22 protein-coding genes are annotated in these 22432 nt (G+C 72.5%); 8 read left to right on the top strand and 14 right to left on the bottom strand.

The features are described from left to right. Nucleotides 1-30 precede the first annotated feature (30 nt). The 4 genes from LZG04_RS05890 to LZG04_RS05875 form a co-directional block, all read right to left on the bottom strand. Nucleotides 31-1896 carry a trypsin-like peptidase domain-containing protein gene (locus LZG04_RS05890; protein WP_308198969.1) on the bottom strand — a complete coding sequence of 622 codons (1866 nt, stop codon included), beginning with the start codon at nt 1894-1896 and terminating at the stop codon, nt 31-33. A 90-nt stretch (nt 1897-1986) separates the two neighbouring features. After that, nucleotides 1987-3066: a galactose-1-phosphate uridylyltransferase gene (gene galT / locus LZG04_RS05885; RefSeq protein ID WP_233813952.1), complete on the bottom strand. Its 1080-nt coding sequence runs from the start codon at nt 3064-3066 to the stop codon at nt 1987-1989. After that, a complete protein-coding gene (locus LZG04_RS05880; RefSeq protein WP_233813950.1) occupies nt 3063-3860 on the bottom strand; it encodes a DeoR/GlpR family DNA-binding transcription regulator in 798 nt (265 codons plus the stop codon). Before LZG04_RS05880 ends, galT begins: the two co-directional genes overlap by 4 nt. A gap of 1 nt (nt 3861) precedes the next feature. After that, a complete protein-coding gene (locus tag LZG04_RS05875; RefSeq protein ID WP_233813948.1) occupies nt 3862-5859 on the bottom strand; it encodes a beta-galactosidase in 1998 nt (665 codons plus the stop codon). A 156-nt stretch (nt 5860-6015) separates the two neighbouring features. On the opposite strand from LZG04_RS05875, the gene LZG04_RS05870 reads away from it, so the two are divergent. The 4 genes from LZG04_RS05870 (at nt 6016) to LZG04_RS05855 (ending at nt 10023) form a co-directional block, all read left to right on the top strand. Continuing rightward, nucleotides 6016-7314, top strand: a complete 1299-nt coding sequence (locus LZG04_RS05870) for an ABC transporter substrate-binding protein (RefSeq protein ID WP_233813946.1) — start codon at nt 6016-6018, stop codon at nt 7312-7314. Between the two features lie 4 nt (nt 7315-7318). After that, entirely contained in the window at nt 7319-8287 is a 969-nt protein-coding gene (locus LZG04_RS05865; protein ID WP_233813944.1) for a carbohydrate ABC transporter permease, read from the top strand. Next, a complete protein-coding gene (locus tag LZG04_RS05860) occupies nt 8284-9147 on the top strand; it encodes a carbohydrate ABC transporter permease (protein ID WP_233813942.1) in 864 nt (287 codons plus the stop codon). The genes LZG04_RS05865 and LZG04_RS05860 overlap by 4 nt, the downstream gene beginning before the upstream one ends. A gap of 84 nt (nt 9148-9231) precedes the next feature. Beyond that, on the top strand, nt 9232-10023 hold the full coding sequence (locus LZG04_RS05855) for a hypothetical protein (RefSeq protein ID WP_233813940.1): 792 nt from the start codon (nt 9232-9234) through the stop codon (nt 10021-10023). A 138-nt stretch (nt 10024-10161) separates the two neighbouring features. Here LZG04_RS05855 and LZG04_RS05850 read toward each other — a convergent pair whose 3' ends face one another. The 6 genes from LZG04_RS05850 to LZG04_RS05825 are packed head-to-tail and all read right to left on the bottom strand — an operon-like array spanning nt 10162 to nt 15154. Beyond that, on the bottom strand, nt 10162-11538 hold the full coding sequence (locus LZG04_RS05850; RefSeq protein WP_233813938.1) for a cell wall metabolism sensor histidine kinase WalK: 1377 nt from the start codon (nt 11536-11538) through the stop codon (nt 10162-10164). Next, nucleotides 11535-12224, bottom strand: coding sequence for a response regulator transcription factor (locus LZG04_RS05845; protein ID WP_233813936.1), 690 nt, complete (start codon nt 12222-12224; stop codon nt 11535-11537). The genes LZG04_RS05850 and LZG04_RS05845 overlap by 4 nt, the downstream gene beginning before the upstream one ends. A 52-nt stretch (nt 12225-12276) precedes the next feature. After that, on the bottom strand, nt 12277-12888 hold the full coding sequence (locus LZG04_RS05840) for a trimeric intracellular cation channel family protein (protein WP_233813934.1): 612 nt from the start codon (nt 12886-12888) through the stop codon (nt 12277-12279). 11 nt (nt 12889-12899) lie between these two features. Continuing rightward, nucleotides 12900-13994: an enhanced intracellular survival protein Eis gene (gene eis, locus LZG04_RS05835; protein ID WP_233813932.1), complete on the bottom strand. Its 1095-nt coding sequence runs from the start codon at nt 13992-13994 to the stop codon at nt 12900-12902. A gap of 9 nt (nt 13995-14003) precedes the next feature. Then, on the bottom strand, nt 14004-14837 hold the full coding sequence (locus LZG04_RS05830) for a 3-hydroxyacyl-CoA dehydrogenase family protein (protein ID WP_233813930.1): 834 nt from the start codon (nt 14835-14837) through the stop codon (nt 14004-14006). Beyond that, nucleotides 14834-15154, bottom strand: a complete 321-nt coding sequence (locus LZG04_RS05825; RefSeq protein WP_233813928.1) for an EthD family reductase — start codon at nt 15152-15154, stop codon at nt 14834-14836. The genes LZG04_RS05830 and LZG04_RS05825 overlap by 4 nt, the downstream gene beginning before the upstream one ends. A 54-nt stretch (nt 15155-15208) precedes the next feature. On the opposite strand from LZG04_RS05825, the gene LZG04_RS05820 reads away from it, so the two are divergent. Beyond that, nucleotides 15209-15862, top strand: a complete 654-nt coding sequence (locus LZG04_RS05820) for a histidine phosphatase family protein (RefSeq protein WP_233813926.1) — start codon at nt 15209-15211, stop codon at nt 15860-15862. Here LZG04_RS05820 and LZG04_RS05815 read toward each other — a convergent pair. Both LZG04_RS05815 and LZG04_RS05810 read right to left on the bottom strand, forming a co-directional pair. After that, a complete protein-coding gene (locus LZG04_RS05815; protein WP_233813924.1) occupies nt 15859-16911 on the bottom strand; it encodes a MerR family transcriptional regulator in 1053 nt (350 codons plus the stop codon). The two genes, LZG04_RS05820 and LZG04_RS05815, sit on opposite strands and share 4 nt — an antisense overlap. 68 nt (nt 16912-16979) lie before the next feature. Continuing rightward, entirely contained in the window at nt 16980-17300 is a 321-nt protein-coding gene (locus LZG04_RS05810) for a hypothetical protein (RefSeq protein ID WP_233813922.1), read from the bottom strand. Nucleotides 17301-17385: 85 nt separating this feature from the next. Between LZG04_RS05810 and bluB the strand changes: the two genes are divergently transcribed. The 3 genes from bluB (at nt 17386) to LZG04_RS05795 (ending at nt 20845) form a co-directional block, all read left to right on the top strand. Beyond that, entirely contained in the window at nt 17386-18018 is a 633-nt protein-coding gene (gene bluB / locus LZG04_RS05805; RefSeq protein ID WP_233813920.1) for a 5,6-dimethylbenzimidazole synthase, read from the top strand. 137 nt (nt 18019-18155) lie between these two features. After that, on the top strand, nt 18156-19607 hold the full coding sequence (locus LZG04_RS05800; RefSeq protein ID WP_267935161.1) for a diguanylate cyclase: 1452 nt from the start codon (nt 18156-18158) through the stop codon (nt 19605-19607). 86 nt (nt 19608-19693) lie between these two features. Continuing rightward, nucleotides 19694-20845 (top strand): serine hydrolase, encoded by a 1152-nt coding sequence (locus LZG04_RS05795; protein WP_233813916.1) that lies wholly within the window; start codon nt 19694-19696, stop codon nt 20843-20845. A gap of 40 nt (nt 20846-20885) precedes the next feature. Here LZG04_RS05795 and LZG04_RS05790 read toward each other — a convergent pair whose 3' ends face one another. Together LZG04_RS05790 and LZG04_RS05785 are read right to left on the bottom strand one after the other, a co-directional pair. Then, nucleotides 20886-21533, bottom strand: a complete 648-nt coding sequence (locus LZG04_RS05790) for a response regulator transcription factor (RefSeq protein ID WP_233813914.1) — start codon at nt 21531-21533, stop codon at nt 20886-20888. Nucleotides 21534-21679: 146 nt separating this feature from the next. Then, nucleotides 21680-22315 (bottom strand): peptidoglycan recognition family protein, encoded by a 636-nt coding sequence (locus LZG04_RS05785; protein ID WP_233813912.1) that lies wholly within the window; start codon nt 22313-22315, stop codon nt 21680-21682. Nucleotides 22316-22432: the final 117 nt, after the last annotated feature.

The raw sequence follows: 22432 nt of genomic DNA, 5'->3' as shown, positions 1-22432 counted from the left end.
CTCGGGGCACGAGAGCCGGGGTTCGTGGGGCTAGCGGACCTCGACGGGCTGGCTGCCGAGCGTCACCTCGACCGTGCGGTCCTCGCCGATGGTGAGCCGCACCTTGTCGCCCGGCGCGCGGGAGCGGACGGCGGCCACCAGGGCGTCGGAGGTGTCGATGGGCCGGTCGCCGAACTTGGTGATCACGTCGCCGACCTTGACGCCCGCGGCCTCGGCCGCGCCGCCGCCGGTGACGTTGCGGATCAGCGCGCCGCCCTGGGGCGCGTTGGTGACCTGGACGCCCAGCACGGTCTGGTTCGCCTTGCCGGTCTCCGACAGCTCCTTGGCCGTGCGGCGGGCCTGGTCGATCGGGATGGCGAAGCCGATGCCGACCGAGCCGCCCTGGGATGCCTGGCCGGAGTTCGGGCTGTAGATGGCCGAGTTGATGCCGACGACCTGGCCGCGCATGTTGACCAGCGGGCCGCCCGAGTTGCCGGGGTTGATCGCGGCGTCGGTCTGGATGGCGTTGAGCACGGTGTCCTCGCCGCCCTGCTGGCCGCCGGCGCGCACCGGGCGGTTGAGGGAGCTGACGATGCCGGACGTGACCGTGCCGTTGAGGTCGAACGGCGAGCCGACGGCCACGACCTGCTGGCCGATCCGCAGGTCGCCGGAGTTGCCCAGCTCGGCGACGGGCAGGCCGGAGACGTCCTCCATCTTCAGCACGGCCAGGTCGGACGTGGGGTCGCGGCCGACGATCTTCGCGTCGAACGAGCGGCCGTCCTGGAGCTGGACCTGGATGGGCCCGCCGGCGGCGGCGCTCTCGACCACGTGGTTGTTGGTCAGCACCAGGCCGTCGGAGCTGAGCGTGAAGCCGGACCCGGCCCCGCCGCTGACCTGCACCTGGACCACGGTCGGCAGCACCTTCTGGGCCACCTGCTCGATCGAGCCCGCCGGCGCGTCGGCGCTCTGCTGGGCGGGCGGGGCCTGGTCGAGGGCGTTGGTGACCGGCCGCGCCTCCTCGGCGGCCTGGAAGCCGACGTACCCGCCGACACCGCCCGCGACGCCACCGACGGCGAGCACGAGCGCGGCCACGCCCGCGACGACCTTGCCCCGGCCCTTGGGCGGGCGGGGCGGCGCGGCGACCGAGCCGGGCGGGGCGTAGTAGGGGACGCCGGGCTGCGCCGACCCCGAAGGGGAGTGGGTCGGCGAGCCGGCGTGGTCCGCGGCGGCGGTCTGCGCGGCGCCGTACGGACCGGTGTGCTCCGGGCGGTGGAAGCCTCCCTGCCAGGCCCCCGGCCCGGACCCGGGGGTTCCGACGCCGCCCTGCACGACGCCGGAACCACCGGTCCCGGTCTGGCCGGCGCCGCCCTGCACAGCACCGGCCACACCTGCTCCGATCGGGCCGGCGCCGCCCTGCACGGCACCGGCCTGACCGGTTCCCGACTGACCGGCGGCACCCTGCGAGGCGGCCGGCGAGCCGAAGTCGTCCGGGTGGCCGGAGCGCCCCTGCGCGTCCGACGACCCGGGCACGGACCCGGCGGCGGCCTGAGGGGCCGACGCGGAGCCGAAGTCATCCGGGCGACCGGAGCGCCCCAGCGCTTCCGGCGACCCGGGCACAGAGCCGGCGGCGGCCGGCGGGACGAGGTTCGAGCCGGCAGCGGTGGTCGTCACGCTGTCCGGGTAGAGGTCGGCCGGGTGGCCGGTGTTCCCCCGCGGAACACCCGCCGACCCCGCCCCCGACGCACCGGCGTCGCCCTGCACGCCGCCGGTGTCGTCGGCGCCCGACCGGCCGGCACCCTGCTGCCGGTGGCCGACGTCGTCATGACCCAGCCCGGCGGCGCTCCCACGCGCCCACGGGCTCTGCGGCTGAGGCGGCTGCGACTGCGGAGGCTGCTTCGGCTGCTCGTCTTCGGTCATGTCCACCACTGTGCGGTGCCCGCCTGAGAGCAGCCTTAAACGAATCTGGGCATCACTTGTGAGTCCGCCCGAAGTGTCGGCCCCGGCCCCTCAGGCCCGCAGCCGCTCGGCGATCTGCTCCGGCGTCGCGTCGTTCACCCAGACGCCCATGCCCGACTCCGACCCGGCCAGGTACTTGAGCTTGTCCGCGGTCCGCAGCACGGAGAACACCTCCAGGTGCAGCCACGCCAGGTCACGGCCGGTGCGCACGGGCGCCTGGTGCCACGCCGCGATGTAGGGCAGGGGCCGGTCGTAGAGGGCGTCCAGGCGGTGCAGCACGGTCAGGTAGAGGGCCGCGAAGTCGTCGCGCTCGGCGTCGGTCAGGGCGGGCAGGTCGGGCACCTGCCGGTGCGGGACCAGGTGCACCTCGACCGGCCAGCGGGCCGCGGCGGGCACGAACGCCGTCCAGTGCTCGCCCTCCGCGATGACTCGGGTGCCGGCCGCACGTTCGGCCGCCAGGATGTCACCCATCAGTGGACGACCGTGTGACGCCTGGTAGTCCGCCGCGACGGCGAGCATCCGTTCCGTCTTCGGGGTCACGAAGGGGTAGCCGTAGATCTGGCCGTGCGGGTGCGACAGCGTCACGCCGATCTCTTCGCCCCGGTTCTCGAACGGGAACACCTGCTCCACGCCCGGCGTCGCGTTCAACGCCGCGGTGCGGTCGGCCCACGCGTCCACCACCGTGCGCACCCGCGACACCGGCAGCGACCCGAACGACGTGTCGTGGTCGGAGGTGAAGCACATGACCTCGCACCGGCCCAGCCCGGCCGCGCGCGGCACCATCGGCATCCCGTCCACAGTGGACGGCAACGGCGGCACGCCCTGCGCGAACGACGGGAACCGGTTCTCGAACACCACCACGTCGTAGCTCGACTCGGGGACCTCGGTCGGCTTGCCGGGCGTGGACGGGCACAGCGGGCACAGGTCGGCCGGCGGCTTGTAGGTGCGGGTCTGCCGGTGCGCTGCCATCGCCACCCACTCGCCGGTCAGCGGGTCGCGCCGCACCTCCGACAGCGGCTGCGTGCGCGGCAGGTCGCGGGTGTCGACCGCGTCGCGCGGCGGCGCGCCCGGTGTGTCGTCGAAGTAGATGATCTCCCGACCATCGGCAAGTTTCCCCGCCGTGCGCCTCACGCCAGTTCCTCTCCGCGTCCCGGCACGTGCGCCAGGACCAGTTCGCCCACCTGCTCGCCGAGCACCGCCCGGGCGGGCTCGGCCAGTCCCTCGTCGGTCACCACCACGTCCGCCTCGTCCAGCGCGGCGATGGTGGAGATGCCGACCGTGCCCCACTTGGTGTGGTCGGCGACCACGACCACCCGGCCGGCCGCGTCGACCAGCGCCCGGTCGGTCTCGCTCTCGTTCAGGTTGGGCGTGGTGAAGCCGGAGCGCTCGGCCATGCCGTGCACGCCCAGGAACACCACGTCCAGGTGCAGCGACCGCAGCGCCTGCACGGCCACCGGCCCGACCAGCGCGTCCGACGGGGTGCGCACGCCGCCGGTGAGCACCACCGTGCGGTCGGTGCGCCCGCTCTGCTGGAGCACGTCGGCGACCCGGATCGAGTTGGTCACCACGGTCAGGTCCGGGATGTCGTCCAGGAACCGGGCCAACGTCCACGTGGTGGTGCCCGCGGACAGGCCGATGGCCGTGCCGGGGCGCACCAGGCCCGCGGCGAACGCGGCGATGGCCTCCTTCTCCGGCAGCTGGCGCACCGACTTGGCCTCGAAACCCGGCTCGTCGGTGCTGCGGCCGACCACGGACGTGGCGCCGCCGTAGACCTTCTCCACCAGGCCGCGGGCGGCCAGCACGTCCAGGTCGCGGCGCACCGTCATGTCCGAGACGCCCAGCCGGACGACCAGGTCGCTCACCCGCACCGCCCCGGTGCGCCGGACCTCTTCCAGGATCACCGCTTGTCGCTGGCGTGCCAGCACGTCACACCTCTTCTTCCCGGATCACGACCACGCCGCCGGCGGGCACGACCACGCCGCCGGGCACGCGTGCGCCGGACAGCAGCTCGACCCCCGTGACGGGCAGCTTCGCGTCGCGGCTGCCGTGGTTGACCGCGACCAGCCAGGATACGGCCGAACCCGCCACCTCACCGCGCCGACGCACCACCTCGACGTCACCGCCCGGCCCCAGGGGCACGCCGGCCTGCTCCACCGCCGTGCGCAGCAGCCGGGCCAGCCCGTCGCCGACCAGGCCGCACGCCACGTACCAGGCGACGCCGTCACCGCGCTCGTTGCGCGTCACGGCGGGCACCCCGGGCAGCGGGCCGTCGGTGTAGGAGGCGAGCACCTTCGCGCCGTCGGCGTGCAGGTGCTCGGTCCACACGGCGGCCGTCGAGCCGTCGTCCAGCGCCACGACCTGGTCCGCCCGCAACGGGTGGAACTCCTCGGTGCGCACGCCCAGCAGCTCGCGGAACGCGCCGGGGTAGCCGCCCAGGTGCACGTGGCCGCGCGTGTCCGTGACGCCGGACAGGTACGTGACCAGCAGGTGGCCGCCACCCGCGACGTACTCCTCGTACGGCGTGGCGTCGTCCACCGCGTACAGCGCGGGCACGACGACCAGCCGGTAGCGGGACAGGTCCGCGCCCGGCGGCACGAAGTCGACCGTCACGCCCGCCCGCCACAGCGCCCGGTAGTGCGCGAAGACGTGCGCGGGGTAGGCGAAGTCGCCGGTCGGGTGGTTGGGCTGGGACAGCGCCCACCACGACTCCCAGTCGAAGACGACGGCGACCTCGGCGGCCACGGTGGAGCCGACGAGCTCGGCGAGCCGCCCGTACTCGGCCCCGACCTGCTCCACCTCGCGGTAGACCTTCGTGTCGGGGCCCGCGTGCGGGACCATCGCCGAGTGGTAGCGCTCCGAGCCCGCCCGCGACTGCCGCCACTGGAAGAACAGCGTGCCGTCCGCGCCGCGGGCCAGGTGCGCGTAGGAGTTGCGGCGCAGCTCGCCGGGCAGCTTGGCGATGTTGCGCGGCTGCCAGTTCACCGCCGACGTGGAGTGCTCCATCAGCAGCCACGGCCGCCCGCCGGCGAGGCCGCGCACCAGGTCGGCGGAGTAGGCCAGGTCGATGTGCCGCTCGTCGTCCTCGCCGCGGGTGTAATGGTCGTTGGAGACGAAGTCGACCTCGGCGGCCCACTTCCAGTAGTCCAGCCCGGAGAACCCGGCGGCCATGAAGTTCGTGGTCACCGGCACGTCCGGGGTGAGCTCCCGCAGCACGTCCCGCTCGGCCTTGAACAGCTCGAGCAGGGCGTCGGAGGAGAACCGGTCGAAGTCGAGCAACTGGCCCGGGTTGTGCGAGGTGGGCGTGGCCCGCGGCGGCAGGATCTGCTCCCACGAGGTGTAGTGCTGGCTCCAGAACGCCGTGCCCCAAGCGTCGTTCAGCGCGTCCAGCGTGCCGTGGCGGGCGCGCAGCCAGGCCCGGAACGCCACCGCGCACCGGTCGCAGTAGCAGCGGGAGACGTGGCAGCCGTACTCGTTGTTGACGTGCCAGGCGGCCAGCGCCGGGTGCTCGCGGTACCGCTCGGCCAGCGCGCGGGCCAGCGCCACGGCCTTGGCGCGGTAGACCGGCGAGCTCGGGCAGTACGACTGGCGCGAGCCGTGCGAGAGCCTGACCCCGTCGGCGGTCTCGGGCAGCACCTCGGGGTAGGCGGTGGTGAGCCACGGCGGCGGTGCGGCGGTCGCGGTGGCGAGGTCGACCCAGATGCCGCCCTCGTGCAAACGGTCGAGCACGCGGTCCAACCAGCCGAACTCGTAGCGACCCTCTTCCACTTCCAGCAGCGCCCAGGAGAAGATCGCGACGCTCACCAGGTTGACCCCGGCCCGGCGCATCAGCTCGACGTCCTCGCTCCAGACGTCCTCCGGCCACTGCTCGGGGTTGTAATCCGCGCCCCAGGCGAGGCCGCGCACACGGGTGGGCCAAGTCGTCATGACACAAGAGTGGTCGACTTGCTCCGAAAACGTCAACACAGTCCAACAACAACCGTCGGATAGCTTGACAATCGGTGTGCTCCACACCACATTGTGAGTCCTTCTGTTGACTCTTTGTTCACTTGGCTTCGCCGAGTGTCACCCGTAGGAGCGACGATGACGAGGTTCTCCGCCGGCACCCACCCCCTGCTGGGCCGTCGCGCCCTGCTGAAGGCCATCGTCGCGGGCGCGGGCGTCGCCGCCGTGCCGGGCCTGGCCGCGTGCGGCTCGGACGGCGGAGGAGCCGCCACCGACGCGGTGTCGTTCGGCAACAACCAGTCCGACCAGGTGCCGAAGGACGCGATCACCGCGGTGCTCAAGGCGTTCGAGGGCGAGTCGGGCCTCAAGGTCGCGATCAACACCAAGCAGCACGAGCAGTACCAGGAGCAGATCAACAACTACCTCCAGGGCAAGCCGGACGACGTGCTGTCGTGGTTCGCGGGCTACCGGATGCGGTTCTTCGCCGAGAAGGGCCTGACCGGTGACCTGAGCGAGGTGTGGTCGAAGGTCTCCGGCGGCTACGAGCCCGCGCTGAAGGAGGCGTCCACCGCCTCGGACGGCAAGCAGTACCTGATCCCGTTCGTGCAGTACCCGTGGGGCGTGTTCTACCGCAAGAGCGTGTGGCAGCAACGCGGCTACGAGCAGCCGAAGACGCTGGACGAGCTCGTCGCGCTGGCCACCAAGATGCGGGCCGACGGCCTCGTGCCGATCGCGTTCGCGCAGAAGCAGGGCTGGCCCGGCATGGGCACGTTCGACCAGCTCAACTTCCGCCTCAACGGCTACCAGTTCCACGTCGACCTCATGGCCGGCAAGGAGGACTGGCAGGGGCCGAAGGTGCGGGAGGTGTTCGACACCTGGAAGCGGCTGCTGCCGTTGCACCAGGAGAACGCGCTGGGCCGCGACTGGCAGGAGGCCGCGCAGGCGTTGCAGCAGGGCAAGGCGGGCATGTACCTGCTCGGCTCGTTCGTCGCGCAGCAGTTCAAGGGCCCCGACCTGGACGACCTCGACTTCTTCCCGTACCCGGAGATCAACCCCGAGCACGGCCAGGACACCGTGGAAGCGCCGATCGACGGGTTCATGATGTCCCGCAAGCCCGCCAACCCCGAAGGCGCGCGCAAGCTGCTGGAGTACCTGTCCACGCCCGCCGCGCAACTGGCCTACCTCAAGGCCGACCCGAGCCAGATCCCCACCTCGAACAAGGCCGACACGTCCGGCTACACCCCGTTGCAGAAGAAGTCGGCGCAGGTCATCAAGGACGCGGCGCACATCACCCAGTTCCTCGACCGCGACACCGACCCCCGCTTCGCCAGCGACGCGGCGACCAACGGGCTCAACGCGTTCATCCAGAACCCCGACGACCTCGACTCGATCCTCAAGGGCATGGCCGACCAGGCGAAGACGATCTTCTCGGAGTGACGGCGTGACCGCCTTGGACTCTCCCGCGAAGCCCGCCGGGGCGTCGGCCCCCTCCCCGACGTCCCGGCGCGGCAGGCGTCGCCGCGCCACCGCGCTGGCCCCGCGCGACAAGCTCGTGCTCGGCCTCATGCTCGGCGTCCCGTCGCTGCTGCACCTCGCGCTGGTGTGGGTGCCCGCGCTCGGCTCGGTCGGGCTGTCGTTCAGCTCGTGGGACGGCATCGGCGGCTTCGCCGACATCGACTGGGTCGGCTTCCAGAACTACGTCGACATCTTCACCCGCTACCCGCGGTTCTGGCCCGCCGTCCAGCACAACCTGATCTGGCTGCTGTTCCTGCTCGTGGTCCCGACCGTCGCCGGGCTGCTGCTCGCCGTGCTGCTGGACCGCCAACTGCGGTTCGGGCGGATCTACCAGAGCGCGCTGTACCTGCCGATGGTGGTGTCGCTGGCGTTGGTGGGGTTCATCTGGCAGTTGATCTACCAGCCCGAGCAGGGGCTGCTGAACAACGTGCTCGGCACCGCGTCGACGGACCCGGTGAACTGGCTGGGCGATCCGGACATCAACCTGTACGCGGTGCTGGTCGCGGCCGGGTGGCGACACACCGGGTACGTGATGCTGCTGTACCTGGCCGGGCTGAAGTCGGTGGACCCGGCGTTGAAGGAGGCCGCCGCGCTGGACGGGGCCAACGCCTGGCAGACGTTCTTCCGCGTCACGTTCCCCGTGCTCAAGCCGGTCAACGTGGTGGTGCTCGTGGTCACCGTGATCGAGGGCCTGCGGGCGTTCGACATCGTGTACGTGATCAACAAGGGGCGCAACGGGCTGGAGCTGCTGTCCGTGCTCGTGACCGACAACATCATCGGCGAGTCGAGCCGGATCGGGTGGGGCTCGGCGCTGGCCGTGGTCCTGCTGCTGATCTCGCTCGGGTTCATCATCACCTACCTGTTCCAGGTGTTCCGCGAGGAGGAACGGACGTGACGCTCGCGTTCCGACCGGCGCGCGTCGCCCTGCACGCGTTCCTGGTCCTGACGTGCCTGGCGACCCTCGCGCCGCTGCTGTGGGCGTTGTACGCGTCGCTGCGCACGTACGACGACACCGCGCGCAACGGGTACTTCTCGGTGGCCGAGAGCCTGACGCTGGACAACTTCACCACCGCGTGGACCCAGGCGGACCTGCCGCACTACTACCTGAACACGTTGATCGTGACGGTGCCCGCGCTGGTGCTGGTGCTGCTGCTCAGCTCGATGGTGGCCTACGGGGTGTCCCGGTTCGGCTTCCGGTTCAACGTGGCGCTGCTCATGCTGTTCACGGCGGGCAACCTGCTGCCGCAGCAGGTGATCGTGACGCCGTTGTGGCGGCTGTACCTGCTCACGCCGCTGCCGTCGTGGTTGAGCGACAGCGGGATGCTGCTGGACTCGCAGCTCGGGCTGGTGCTGATCCACGTGGCGTTCCAGTCCGGGTTCTGCGTGTTCGTGCTGAGCAACTACATGAAGACGATCCCGCGCGAGCTCGGCGAGGCCGCCCGGGTGGACGGCGCGGGCGTGTTCCGCCAGTACTGGCAGGTCATCCTGCCGCTGTGCCGTCCCGCCCTGGCCGCGTTGGCGACCCTGGAGTTCACCTGGATCTACAACGACTTCCTGTGGGCCCTGGTGCTGATCCAGACGGGCGAGAAGATGCCGATCACGTCGGCCCTGCAGAACCTCAAGGGCACCTTCTTCGTGGACAACAACCTCGTCGCCGCCGGCTCGCTGCTCGTCGCCCTGCCCACCCTGGTCGTGTTCTTCGTCCTGCAACGCCAGTTCATCGGCGGCCTGACCCTGGGGTCCACGAAAGGTTAGGCGTGACGCCGGTCATACGGCGGTGCTGTATCAGCGGCGCGCGATGGTGATCCGTATGGGCAGAAGTCGTCGAGAGGACACCTGATGCCCATCCGTCGCGCCCTGGTCGCCTGCTCCGCCGCGGTGGTCGCCGCCCTCGCGGTCGCACCGCCCGCGCAGGCGAGTTCGGCCACCCTCTACGCCGAGGTGGCCGAGCTCGCCGACGAGCTGAACTCCCTGGCCTGGCCCGGGCAGGCCACCTACAACTACTACTCGGACGGGGCTTCGACCGCCGTGTGGGGCACGCCGGGCAGCCCCACCACGTACGAGAGCAAGTCCAAGTGCGCGCCGCTGGTCACCCTGTCCCTCAGGCACACGTTCGCGTGGGCCACCGACAGCTACCTGACCGCCGAGTTCGGCAGCACCAGCCCCACCTCGGCGCAGTACTACGACGGGTTGTCGGCGGGCGCGGACCACTTCACCACCAAGACCGCGGTGCCCGCCCTGGTGCAGGGCGACGTCATCGCGATGAAGTACACCGACTCCGCGGGCGGCACCGGTGACGCGACCGGGCACATGATGGTCGTCGCGGGCACGCCGCAGCTGTACGACCGCGACGGCAACACCGCGACCCGCGAGTACGCCGTGCCGGTGATCGACAGCACCAAGGAGCCGCACGGCGTGCCCAGCTCGTGGTCCGGGTCACCGGTCCACCTGTTCCCGGACACGCGCCGGGTGGGCAGCACCGAGTACACCGGCCTCGGCCGGGGCTGGATCTTCATCAGCACCGGGTCCGACGACGTGCCCACCGGCCACTGGTGGGGCCCGAACGAGAACGTGACCACCCAGTACAAGCCGGCCTCGACCCGCCCGATGGTCTTCGCCACCCTCTCCTGACCCGAGAGTCCTACGTTCAGAACGCGAGAGTCCTACGTTCGGAACCCTCGAGTTCAACGCTCAGGCCGTACGCCGTTAGTCGTGAGTGTTGAACTCAGGGGTCGTGAACGTAGGACTCTCGCGCGCTGGACGTAGGACTCACGGGCGGCCGGGGAGGCGCAGGGCGAACAGCGCGCCGCCCTCGGGTGCCCGGCCCACGTAGGCCATGCCGCCGTGGCGCTCGGCCACCTGCTTGACGATCGCCAGGCCCAGGCCCGAGCCGGGCAGCGTGCGCGCTTCGGAGGAGCGGTAGAAGCGTTCGAAGACGTGCGGCAGGTCGGCGTCGGCGATGCCGGGGCCCGAGTCGGCCACCTCGACGACCGCGCTGCCGTCGCCCAGCTGCTTCACCGAGAGCCGCACCACGCCACCCGCCGGGCTGAACTTGACCGCGTTGTCCAGCAGGTTGAGCACGGCCCGTTCCAGCGCGCTGGAGTCGCCCAGGAGCGACCACGGTTGCAGCTCGACCCGGAACTCGACGTCGGACGCCCGCCGCTTCGCCCGGTCCAGGGCGCGTTCGACCACCTCGACCAGGTCCACCGGCTCGTGCACGACCTGCGGCGCGTCCTCGCGGGCCAACTCCACCAGGTCGCCGATCAACGTGGTCAGCTCGTCCAGCTGGGCCCGCACGTCGGCGTGGATCTCCGCCTTGTCCTCGTCGGACAGCGTCGGCGCGTCCGGCCGCTCCGAGGCCAGCAGCAGCTCCAGGTTCGTCCGCATCGACGTCAACGGCGTGCGCAGCTCGTGCCCGGCGTCGGCGACCAGCCGCCGCTGCCGCTCCTGCGACTCCGCGACCGCGCCCAGCATCGCGTTGAACCGCTGCGACAACAACGCCAGCTCGTCGTCACCGGACACCGGGATCGGCCGCAGGTCGCCGGTCAGCGCGACCCGTTCGGTGGCCTCGGTCAACCGCTGCACGGGCCGCAGCCCGGTCCGCGCCACGGCCGTGCCCGCCGCCGCCGCGACCAGCACGCCCATGCCGCTGATCACGAACAGCACCACGGACAGCTTGCCCAGCGTGACGTTGAGCGGCTTGGTGGACTGCGCGATCACCATGGCCTGGCCGTCGCCGTACGGCACCGCGATCACCCGGAAGTCGGTGCGCAGGTCGGTCCAGATGTTCTCCAGCCGGGTGCCGCGCGCCACGTCGAGGTCGGCGGGCTGCGTCGGCGGCGCGACCGTGCCCTTCGGGTACAGGATCCGGCCGCTGACGTCCAGCACGCCGATCCGGATGTCGCCCGCCGCGAGGAACGCGCCGGGGATCTCGGTGACGTCGTTGTTGACCTTGGGCGCGTTCACCGCGGCCTCGGCGCGCTGCCTCAGGTTGGCGTCCATCTGGTCGTGCAGGTTCTGGCTCACCGTCATGTACGCGCCCAGCGACACGACGGCGACGGCCCCGGCCACGCAGAACGCGGCCAGCAGGGTCACCCTGGCCCGCAGCGACACCCGCTGGAGCCGCCCGTTGGCGGCACCGATCACGGAGGGGTCTCCCGCAGCACGTAGCCGACGCCGCGCACGGTGTGCAGCAGCCGGGGTTCGCCCTCGGCCTCGGTCTTGCGCCGCAGGTAGCCGACGTAGACCTCCAGCGCGTTGCCCGAGGTGGGGAAGTCGTAGCCCCAGACGTCCTCCAGGATCCGGCCGCGGGTCAGCACCTGCTTCGGGTGCGCCAGGAACAGCTCCAGCAGGGCGAACTCGGTCCGGGTGAGGCTGATCGGCCGGTCGCCGCGCCGCACGTCCCGGGTGCCCGGGTCGAGCTCCAGGTCGGCGAAGCGCAGCACCGCGCCGGCGGGCTCCTCGGCGTCGGACGCGGCCCGCCGCAGCAGCGCGCGCAGCCGGGCCAGCAGCTCCTCCAGCGCGAACGGCTTGGGCAGGTAGTCGTCGGCGCCCGCGTCCAGCCCGGACACCCGGTCGGACACCGCGTCACGGGCGGTGAGCACGAGGATCGGCAGGTCGTCGCCGGTGCTGCGCAGCCGGCGGCACACCTCCAGCCCGTCGAGCCGGGGCATCATCACGTCCAGCACCATGGCGTCGGGGCGCTGGGCGAGGACGGATTCAAGGGCCTGCTGGCCGTCGCCGGCTAGGTCGACCTGGTAGCCGTTGAACTGCAGTGAGCGGCGAAGCGACTCACGCACGGCCCGGTCGTCGTCGACAACGAGGATGCGCATGTGGGTCAGTCTTGTCCCTGGTCCTGAGAGCCGCCTGAGAAGCCGGTGTGAGCTACCCGTCAAGTTTGCGGGCCACCGGGGCGTTCCAGCGCCGCCACAGCGCCAGCAGCCGCAGGCCGACGATGACCACCGACCCGGCCAGCGTCACGGGCACCGCGGGCAGGCCCAGGTAGTCGCCGAACGCCACCACGACCGCGCCGCACAGGGCCGCCACCGCGTAGATCTCCCGGCGCAAGACCAGCGGGATCTCCCGCAGCAGCACGTCGCGCAGCGCGCCGCCGCCGATGCCCGTGGTCATCCCGACCAGGCACGCCGCGTAGGGCGGTGCGCCCAGCGCGAGCGCCGTCGTGGTGCCCGCGGTGACGAACAGGCCGAGGCCGATCGCGTCGAGCAGCAGGACGGCCCGCCACAGCTTCGCCACGGTCGGGTGAAACCAGAAGACCACCAGTCCGGTGACACCGGCGACGGCCAGGTAGGGCCAGCTCACCAGCGCCACGGGCGGGTGCACGCCGAGCAGCACGTCCCGGATGGTCCCGCCGCCGAGCGCGGTGGTCAGCGCCAGCACGATGACCCCGAACACGTCCAGCCGCGCGCGCACCGCCGCGACCGCCCCGGAGGCGGCGAACGCGGCGATGCCGACCAGTTCCAGCGCGTCGAGCAGCACGGCTGGTCAGGTTAGAAGCAGTCGGCCAGACGCGGGACGCCAGGTGCGCCGACCAGCCGATCGAGCAGCGCGCCGGCACCGTCGAGCAGCCCGGCGCGGCGCAGCGCGTGGGTGTCGTGCAGCCCGCTGAACCACGGCCCCAGCGCCCTCGCGTGCAACCGCACCTCCCCGCTGCCACCGGCTTCCACGCGCACCTCACCGTCCTCGACCACGAGCCGCTGCCGCCCCGCGTGCCACGGGGCGTGTTCGTCGACGACCTCCAGGTCCACCGCCGCGGGCTTCAGCCACCGCGCCGCGGGCCACCCCCGTGCCGCCACGGCCGCCGGCAGGTCCACCACCCGCAACAGCCACGTGGTCGCGGTGTGCTCGACCGCCTGGTCGGTCAGCAGCCCGGTCACGGCCGGGTCGGTCACCCGCACGCGAGCCCGCCCGCCGGCCCGGTCGCGCAACTGCCGCAGCAGCCCGAGCTGGGTCGCCCGGTCCCGCCCGACCAGGTCGAACACCCGCCACCCCGCGGGGTCGCGCGAGGCCGTGAGGTACCCGCGCAGCTCGCCGTCGTGGCCGGGCACCACCGACACCACGTCCAGTTCCAGCACGTCCGCCACGTCGACGGCGGGTGCGCTGCGGTCGATCAGCCCGTTCACCGTGGACGCCAGGTCCGCGTAGCAGGCGTGCAGCGCCGGGAGGTCGCCTTGCTCCGCGGGCCGCGAGGGGATCGGGTCACCGGCGGGCAGGCCGTCCAGCGGGAGCTCCAGGTGTTCGAGCACGCCTCCCGCGGCCCACCCGCGCGACCGGTGGACCGCCGGCGCGGTCGGGAACAGCGCCGACACCGCCTGCCCGCGTTCGCGCAGGTCCCGCAGCGCCGCGTCCAGCAGGGCACCGCGCACCCCGGGTTCGACGGCCGGCCCGCCGATCCCGCCCATGGGCACGGTCGACCCGCCCCAGAACTGGTGGAAGTCGGTGATCGTCAGCACGCCCGCCGCACGCCCGCCCACCTCGGCCAGCAGCCCGCGCCGCCCGGGCCGCGCCGGCGGCACGCCGAACCCGGCCCGGCGCAGCCGGTCGACCTCCTCGACGTCGTCCCCGGGCAGCTCGCGAACGCGCACGAGTCCTGCTTACCAGGTGAAGAACCCCTGGCCCGTCTTCCGCCCGAGGTGTCCGGCCGCGACCTTCTCCCGCAGCAACGACGGCGGCTCGAAGCGCGGCCCCAGCTCGGCGGCCAGGTGCTCGGCGATGGCCAACCGCACGTCCAACCCAACGAGGTCGGTCAACCGCAGCGGGCCCATCGGCCACCCGTAGCCCAGGCGCATCCCGGTGTCGATGTCCTCGGCGCTCGCGACGCCCTCTTCCAGCATCCGGATCGCCTCCATGCCGACCGCGACCCCGAGCCGCGAGGTGGCGAACCCCGGCGCGTCCCGCACCTCGATCACGGTCTTGCCCAGCTCCTCGGCCCAGCCGCGGACCCGGGCCACCACGTCGGCGGCCACCCCGTCGTGGTGCACGAGCTCGACCAACCGCTGCACGGGCACGGGGTTGAAGAAGTGCATCCCCAGCACCCGCTCGCCCGGCAGGCCGCGCGCCAGCGCCGAGATCGACAACGACGACGTGTTCGACGCCAGCACCGCCTTCGGGCACGCCGACGCGGCCTCGCCGAGCACCCGCCGCTTCAGCTCCAGGTCTTCCGGCACCGCCTCCACGACCAGCTCGGCGCCCTGCCCGACCCGCGCGTCCAGCCGTTCGACGACGGTCAGGCGCTCGAGCAGCTCGTGCGGCACGGCGTCGAGCCTGCCGCGCTCGGCTGCCTTGGCCAGCGACGCCTCCACCGCCCGCCGCGCGGCCGACGCCCGGTCCGCGCCCGCTTCCACCAGCACCACCTCGTGCCCGCCGGCGAGGAGCAGGTGGGCGACACCGGCGCCCATCGTGCCGCCGCCGATCACCACCGAGATCATCGGGCGACGACCTCCGCGGCGAACATCGCCACCAGCTCGACGCCGCCGATCTCGGCCAGGTTGGCGCCCGCGGCCTGCCACTGCGGCGATTGGAAGGCGTCCTTCATGGCGTCGGCGGACTCGAAGTACATCTCGGCCACGATGTGCGGTTCGTGCTCGCCGAGGAAACCGGGCGCGAAGACGCGGGAGACCTTCGCCACCTCGGCCCGCACCAGGCCCGGCGTCCGCTCGACCAGCGGCAGGTGGGACGCGAAGTAGGCCTCGTCGAACGCCTCGACGTCGGCGGGCTTCCGGTACAGGGCGACGTACTTGATCATGTGACACCTTCCGTCCGGTTTCGCCTGCGAATGTAACACCGGCACGATGGACAGGTGCGGATCATCCTGCTGCGTCACGGACAGAGCCTGGGCAACGTCGACGAGCTGGCGTACTGCCGGATCCCCGACCACGCCCTCCCCTTGACCGAGCTGGGCGAGCGGCAGGCCCGCGAGGCCGGGCCGCGCGTCAAGCGGCTGCTCGACGGCGACCCGGCGGCGGTCTACGTCAGCCCGTACGTGCGCACCAGGGCCACGCTGCGCAACCTCGAACTCGGCGACCAGGTCGAGCGCACGGTCGCCGAGCCGAGGTTGCGCGAGCAGGACTGGGGCAACCTCCAGGACCCCGTCCAGCAGGAGGTGCTCAAGCACCAGCGGCACGCGTTCGGGCACTTCTTCTTCCGGCTGCCCAACGGCGAGTCGGGCGCGGACGTGGACGACCGCCTGGCCGCGTTCCTGACCGACCTGGAGACCCGGATGCAGGACCCGGCGCACCCCTCGACCGCGCTGGTCGTCTCGCACGGCCTGACCATCCGCCTGCTGTGCCGCCGCCTGTTCGGCTGGAGCATCGAGCTGTTCGAGTCCCTGTCGAACCTGGAGACCTGCGAGGACCGCGTGCTCACCCACGACGGCACGACGTGGCGGCTGGACCGGCCGTTCGACCAGTGGCGGCCGTCACCGGACGGCGAGACCCAGGGGCCGTTGGCCTAGGCGGGCACCACGTCGGCGACCACGCAGACCACGTTGTCCGGACCGCCGCCCGCGTTGGCCAGCTCGACCAACCGCCGCGTCGCCTCCTCCGGCTCGTCCTCCGACACCAGCACCTCCCGCACCCGCTCCTCCGGCACCACGGTGTGCAGGCCGTCGGTGCACAGCAGGTACCGGTCGCCCGGCAGGGCGTCGTGCAGCGCCAGGTCCGGCTCCACCGCCTTGCCGTGCAGCGCGCGGACCAACAGCGACCGCTGCGGGTGGCTGACCGCCTCCTCCTCGGTCAGCCGGCCCTCCGCGATCAACGACTGCACGGCCGTGTGGTCGTGCGTGATGCGGAACAGCCGGCCACCCCGCGCCAGGTAGACCCGGGCGTCGCCGACGTGCACGAGCCCGAGCCGCGACCCGGACAGCACCATCGCGGTCAGCGTGGTGCCGCTGCACTCGTCGGCGGGGTTGGCCGTGAGGTACTCCCGCACCGCCGTCCCCGCCTGCCGCACGGCGTCCGCCAGGGTGTTGAGCAGCTCGCCCGCCGGGATCGCGGTGTCCAGCCCGGCGAGCGCGTCGATGGCCATCGCGCTGAGCGGCTCGCCCCGCGCGCCGAACCCGTCGGCCACGGCCAGCAACCGCTCGCCCGCGTACCCGACGTCCTGGTTCGACTCGCGGACGAGCCCTTGATCGGTCCTCACCGCGTACTTCAGCGTCACGGTCATGGTGTTGTCCTCCCCGGAGAGCTGTTCCACGAGGAAGGAGGCGAGGCTCCGGCGTGCCGCGGTGTCGGCCTCGACCTGCGCCCAGTAGGCGCGCACCTCGGCCGCGGCGTCCGCCGGGTCCAGCTCGCACACCCCTCGGATGCGGGCCAGCGGCATCCCGAGCCGGCGCAGCCACGCCACCAGCCGGGCCCGCTCCACCTGGTCCGGCGAGTACAGCCGGTACCCCGACAGCGGGTCGACCCGGGCGGGCGTCAGCAACCCCAGCTCGTCGTAGAGCCGCAACGCCTTCGGCGACAGCCGGACGGCCCGGGCGAACGCCCCGATGGTCAGCAGCTCCACGCCCCCACCCCTCCCTCGGCCGGACGACCCGGCCGGGATCCACCGTGCGGCTTCACCCAGGGTGAAGGTCAACCCGCGGCGGAATCCACAATGGAGGAGGACCGGTCGCGCGCGAAAGCGCTGAGCGACACGGTGGCCGCGACCGCCAGCACCGCCAGCGCGGGCCAGTCCGCCACCAGCTGCCCCTCGTGGCCGATCACGAAGCTGCCGTACAGGCCCCAGCACTGCACCGCCGTGAGCACCGCGCCGGGCACGGTCGTCCACCACGAGACGACCACCACCACGACGACCAGCAGGAGCAGGGCGAACACCGGCCAACCGCCCGCCAGCGCGGTCACCACCACCCCGCCCGCGAACCCCAGCGCGGACCCGTGCACCGTTCCGACCATGACCGGCCATTCAACGCCCGGTTGAGACGGACGCCACCCCCCACCGGGACAGGTTCACCGGATCGCGTGAGGCACGATCGTCCGAATGAGCTTCTACGACGTCCTGCACCGCCGGCGGGACACCAGGGGCGAGTTCACCGGCGCTCCGATCCCGCCGGACGTGCTGCGCCGGGTGCTCTCCGCCGCGCACGCCGCGCCCAGCGTGGGCCTGTCCCAGCCGTGGGACTTCATCGTCGTGCGCGACGAGCACACCCGCCGCGCGTTCCGCGACCACGTCCACGCCGAGCGCAGCGTGTTCGCCTCCGAGCTGGACGCCCGCCAGGCCGAGCTGTTCGCCCGGATCAAGGTCGAGGGCATCCTGGAGTCGACCTTGGGCATCGTCGTCACCTACGACCCCGACCGCGGCTCGCCGGCCGTCCTGGGCAGGCACGCGATCGCCGACGCCGGCCTGTACTCCGTCTGCCTGGCCATCCAGAACCTGTGGCTGGCCGCGACCGCGGAGGGCCTGGGCGTCGGCTGGGTCAGCTTCTACCGCGAGGACGTGCTGCGCCGGCTGCTGGACGTGCCGCCGCCCCTGCGCCCGGTGGCCTGGCTGTGCGTCGGGCCCGTCGAGTGCCTGCCGGACACCCCGGACCTGGAGCGGCACGGCTGGCGCCACCGGCTGCCCCTGGAGGAAGTCCTGCACGAGGAGCGGTACACCCGGCGTTCGGGCCGGTAGCCTGGGGTAGCCGTGCCGGCGGCGAGCGGTCCCGCGTACCCGTCTCGCCGAGTCGGAATGGAGTGTCAGCACGAGTGGAGCAGCGAGATCGGCCGGTAGCGGATCAGGCACCGCAACTCGACCTCGAGGTCAAGGCGTTGCTGAACGCTGGCCGCCTGGCGGAGGCCAACACCCTGTTCGACCAGGTGGTGAACCGCGTCCCACCCGGCGCCGACCGCTGGCAGCGCTCCGCGGTCCTGGTCAACCGGGCGAAGCTGGCCTGGCGGCTGGGCCGCATCCCGCTGGCGCTGGAGCTGGCCGCCGAGGGCTGGACCGACCTCGACGGCGAGCACAGCGACACCCCTGCCGCCGCCCAGGCCATGCACGCCCTGGCCTACCTGCTGGAGGGCATCGGCAACCGCCGTGCCGCGGTGGACATGCTCCGCCTGTCCGTCCAGGTCGCCCGCCGCGCGGCGGAGACCTCGCCGTCGGCCCGGGAGGTCCTCGGCCACTGCCTGCAGGGGCTGGGCGGCACGCTGAACTTCCGCGCGATCTCCTCCGACCCCGACCACGCACCGGCGATCTTCGAGGAAGCGCGCGCCTGCCTCAAGGAGGGCCTGTCGCTGGCCCGGGACGAGCAGATGCGCCGGGCCCTGCTCGCCGCCTACAGCCGTTCGCTGGCCGGCGTCGGCGAGCTCGACCAGGCCGAGGAGAACGCCCGGGAGGCGCTGCGCCAAGCCCGGGAGGCGGGCGACAAGTGGGCCTCCGCCGTCGCGTGCTGGGTGCTCGCCGTGGTCCGCCGGGAACAGGGCGACCTGGTCCGGGCCCGCACCCTGGCCAGCCGCGCGGTCGCCGCCTCGGAATCGATCAACGACCCGTCCCTGCTCCTGCGCTTCTCCCTCGACCTGGCCGACATCTGCGCCGAGATGGGTGACCACGTGGGCGAGGCGACCGCGTTGCGCTGCTCGGTGGCCGCGGGCCGCACCGCCACCGAGACCCTCCAGGAAGGACTGGGCCAGGCCCTCGAACAACGCCGGGTGGCCGTCCAAGCCCAACGCCTGGCCGTGGCCGCCCAGGAAGCCGCCGCCCGCGACCCGCTCACGGGCCTGGCCAACCGCCTGGGCCTGGAGCGCGCCGCCGCCGGCCTGCTGGAGGCCACCGCCGCCCGCGGCCGCGTCCCCTGGCTGGTGCTGGTCGACGTGGACCGCTTCAAGGGGGTGAACGACGACGCCGGTCACGCGGCGGGCGACGCGACCCTGCGCGAGATCGCCCAACTCCTGCGCCGCGAGTGCCGCGCCGCCGACCTGGTCGCCCGCTGGGCGGGCGACGAGTTCGTGGTGCTGCTGGGCGACCAGGGCGGCAACGCCCAGGAGGTCGGCCCGACCGTCGCCGAACGCATCCGGGCCGCCGTGGACGGCCACGACTGGACCGTCGTGCTGGGCACCACCCGCCGCCCGACCGTGAGCATCGGCGTGGCCGCCGGTCCGGCCAAACTGGACCAGCTGTTCGCCGCCGCCGACATGGCCCTGTACCGGGCGAAGCGCCACGGCCGCAACCGCGTCGAGGTCGAACCGCACCCGGTCGTCCCGGAAGCCGTCTCCGGCAACTAGCGGCCGCCCGTGGTGGGCTCAAGCCCACCACCGACCCTGATGCCCGCACCATTGGCGCGCACCGGGCCGGGAACCAGGCTTGGTCCATGCACACCAAGCCCAGGGCACTGCGCCACTTCGTGGTGGCGATCACAGCCGGAGCGTCGGTCCTGGTGCCGGCCGCGCCGGCCGCCGCCGAGCGCGGTCCGATCACCGATGTCGAGGCGGTCAGGGCCGGTCTCGACGGGATCGTCGGCGCCGACCGCGTTCCCGGGGCGCTGGCCGAGGTCCGCGACCGGCGCGGCAGGTCGGTCACGGTCACGTCCGGCACGGCCGAGGCGGGCACGGACCTGCCGATGGTCGACGGCGACGGGCGGTTCCGGATCGCCAGCGTCACCAAGACGTTCGTCGCGGTCGCCGTGCTGCGGCTGGTCGCCCGCGACCAGGTCCGGCTCGACGCGCCGATCGAGGCGTACCTGCCCGGCGTGGTGCGCGGCACCGGCGCCGGCAGCGCGATCGACGGCCGTGACATCACGGTGCGCCAACTGCTGCAGAACACCAGCGGGCTGCCGGACTACGTGGAGCACCTGGACCTGACCGGCCCCGTCGAGGCGGCGGACCTGCTCCGCCTGGCCCTGTCCCACGAGCCGGACTTCGCGCCGGGTCAGGGGTGGCGGTACTCCAACACGGGCTTCATCGTCGCCGGCATGCTGGTGGAGCGGTTGACGCACCAGGACATCGGCACGGCCGTCACTGAGTTGGCGATCCGCCCCGCGCACCTGACCGACACCTACTGGCCGCCGGCCGGCGAGCGGGCCATCCGCGGCCCGCACGCCCGCAACTACGCCGTCGACGAGGCAGACCCGGCCGGGCCGCTGGTCGACGTCACGGAGTTCGAGCCGTCGTGGGCGGGCGCGTCCGGCGCGATGGTGTCCACCCCGTCGGACCTCAACCGGTTCTGGCAGGAGCTGCTCGGCGGCCGGCTGCTGCCCCGCCGGGCGCTGGCCGAGATGCAGGCGCTCGTCCCGGCGCCGGAGCTGGGCCCCGGTGCGGCCTACGGGCTCGGCGTGGTCCGGTTGCCGCTCCCGTGCGGCGGCCACGCCTGGGCGCACGGCGGCGACCTGGGCGGCGGCGGTGTCGCGACCGTCAGCGGCCGGGACGACTCCGGCCGGGCCGCCACGGTCTACATCACCGCGCTGACCGGCGGCACGGGCGTGGACCGCATGCTCGGCACCTTCCACGCCGCCCTGTGCGCCTAGAACCCTCAGGGCCGGACCGGTGGCGGTCCGGCCCCCGGGCTCAAGCGATCAACCCACCCCGGAACGCGACCAGCGCCGCCTGCACCCGGTTCACCGCCCCGATCTTGCCGAGCACCGACGACACGTACCCCTTCACCGTCGCCTCGGACAGGTGCAACGTGCCGCCGATCTCGGCGTTCGACATGCCCTGTCCGATGAGGACGAGCACCTCGCGCTCCCGTTCGGACAGCGAGGCCAGCAACCGCCGGGCCGGCTCGGCCGCGCGTTCACCGTCGGCGACCGCCGCCAACACCCGCGCGGCCACACCGGGGTCGAGCACCGCGCCACCCGCCGCGAGGTCGCGCACGGCCCGCACCAGTTGTTCCGGTTCGGTGTCCTTGAGCAGGAAGCCCGAAGCGCCCAACCGCAGCGCCTCCGACACGTACTCGTCCACGTCGAACGTGGTCAGCATGGCGATCTTCGGCGGGTCCGGGATGGCCCGCAGCCTGCGCAGCGCCATCAACCCGTCGGACGACCGCATCCGGATGTCCAGCAGCACGACGTGCGGGCGGTGCCGGCGGGCCAGGTCGGCCACCAGGTGCCCGTCGTCGCATTCGGCCACGACTTCCATGTCGCCTGCGCTGCCGAGGATCATGCGAAGGCCGGACCGGACGAGGTCTTCGTCATCGGCCAGCATCACCTTGATCACGACGCCTCCCCGCGTTGGCGTTTCGTGTTCGTACCCGTCCAGCCTCGCGCACGAACACGCAAGCTGACGTTAATTCACCGTTATCTCACCACGGGAGGACTCGGGTTCAGCCTGTTCACAGTTGCCAGGACACGACCTGGACCGGCTCAGACCACACCCAGCACCCGCGCGACTTCCTGGCGCAGCCGGGGCAGCAGGGCGTAGAGCTTGTCGCCCGGGCAGAGGGTGTCGCGGTAGTCCCGGTGGCCCTGGATCGCCGTCGGCGGGATGCCGTACTGCTCGCACGTGTACACGCAGAACGACACCAACGAGTCCCACTGCAACTTCGGCGGCTCCACGTCCATGTAGAGGCCTTCGTTCTCGATCCCGATGGCGGCCGTGTTCTGGCCGGGGCAGTGCGCGCCGACGACCACCCGGTCACCCGCTCGCAGCGCGGCCAGGCTGCCGTGCCTGCCCTCCATCAGGAACCCGCCGCGGCTGTTGGTGAAGTGCTGGCCGGAGTCGATCCAGCCGTTGGTGTCCATGTGCAGGTCCTGGATCCACCGCGCGTTGGCGTACGCCGCCGCTTGCGAGTAGTCGGTGACGTTGGCCGACGCGGTGTGGTGGATCAGGATCCGCACGGGCCGTTCGTTCACAACGGTGGTCGGCTGCGCCGGCGGCCGCGCGCCCCAGTCGGCGCAACCGCGGATCGGCAGGATGGGCGAGGCCTGGGCCCGGGAAGCGCCCAACCCCGCGAGCACGCCGGCACCGACGGCTCCCACCAGCAACGATCGACGTCGCATCATGTAAAGGATTCACCCAACATCAGCAGTAATCGTCAAGGTGTAACCCCCGGACGGCTGAACCGACCTCGCGCGACCACTCACCCAAACGCGAAGGTCTTTCGCGAATCTGCGACC

The organism is Saccharothrix sp. S26 (assembly GCF_021390395.1).
Lineage (GTDB): Bacteria > Actinomycetota > Actinomycetes > Mycobacteriales > Pseudonocardiaceae > Actinosynnema.
The sequence above is the reverse complement of the archived record's forward strand: the minus strand, read 5'-3'. Positions and strand labels throughout refer to the sequence as shown.

Excerpts from the sequence above, each read along its gene's own strand:
- LZG04_RS05890 (WP_308198969.1), bottom strand. The coding sequence starts at position 1,896 with ATGACCGAAGACGAGCAGCCGAAGCAGCCTCCGCAGTCGCAGCCGCCT.
- LZG04_RS05875 (WP_233813948.1), bottom strand. The coding sequence starts at position 5,859 with ATGACGACTTGGCCCACCCGTGTGCGCGGCCTCGCCTGGGGCGCGGAT.
- LZG04_RS05870 (WP_233813946.1), top strand. The coding sequence starts at position 6,016 with ATGACGAGGTTCTCCGCCGGCACCCACCCCCTGCTGGGCCGTCGCGCC.
- LZG04_RS05855 (WP_233813940.1), top strand. The coding sequence starts at position 9,232 with ATGCCCATCCGTCGCGCCCTGGTCGCCTGCTCCGCCGCGGTGGTCGCC.
- LZG04_RS05845 (WP_233813936.1), bottom strand. The coding sequence starts at position 12,224 with ATGCGCATCCTCGTTGTCGACGACGACCGGGCCGTGCGTGAGTCGCTT.
- LZG04_RS05830 (WP_233813930.1), bottom strand. The coding sequence starts at position 14,837 with ATGATCTCGGTGGTGATCGGCGGCGGCACGATGGGCGCCGGTGTCGCC.
- LZG04_RS05825 (WP_233813928.1), bottom strand. The coding sequence starts at position 15,154 with ATGATCAAGTACGTCGCCCTGTACCGGAAGCCCGCCGACGTCGAGGCG.
- LZG04_RS05810 (WP_233813922.1), bottom strand. The coding sequence starts at position 17,300 with ATGGTCGGAACGGTGCACGGGTCCGCGCTGGGGTTCGCGGGCGGGGTG.
- bluB (WP_233813920.1), top strand. The coding sequence starts at position 17,386 with ATGAGCTTCTACGACGTCCTGCACCGCCGGCGGGACACCAGGGGCGAG.
- LZG04_RS05795 (WP_233813916.1), top strand. The coding sequence starts at position 19,694 with ATGCACACCAAGCCCAGGGCACTGCGCCACTTCGTGGTGGCGATCACA.
- LZG04_RS05785 (WP_233813912.1), bottom strand. The coding sequence starts at position 22,315 with ATGCGACGTCGATCGTTGCTGGTGGGAGCCGTCGGTGCCGGCGTGCTC.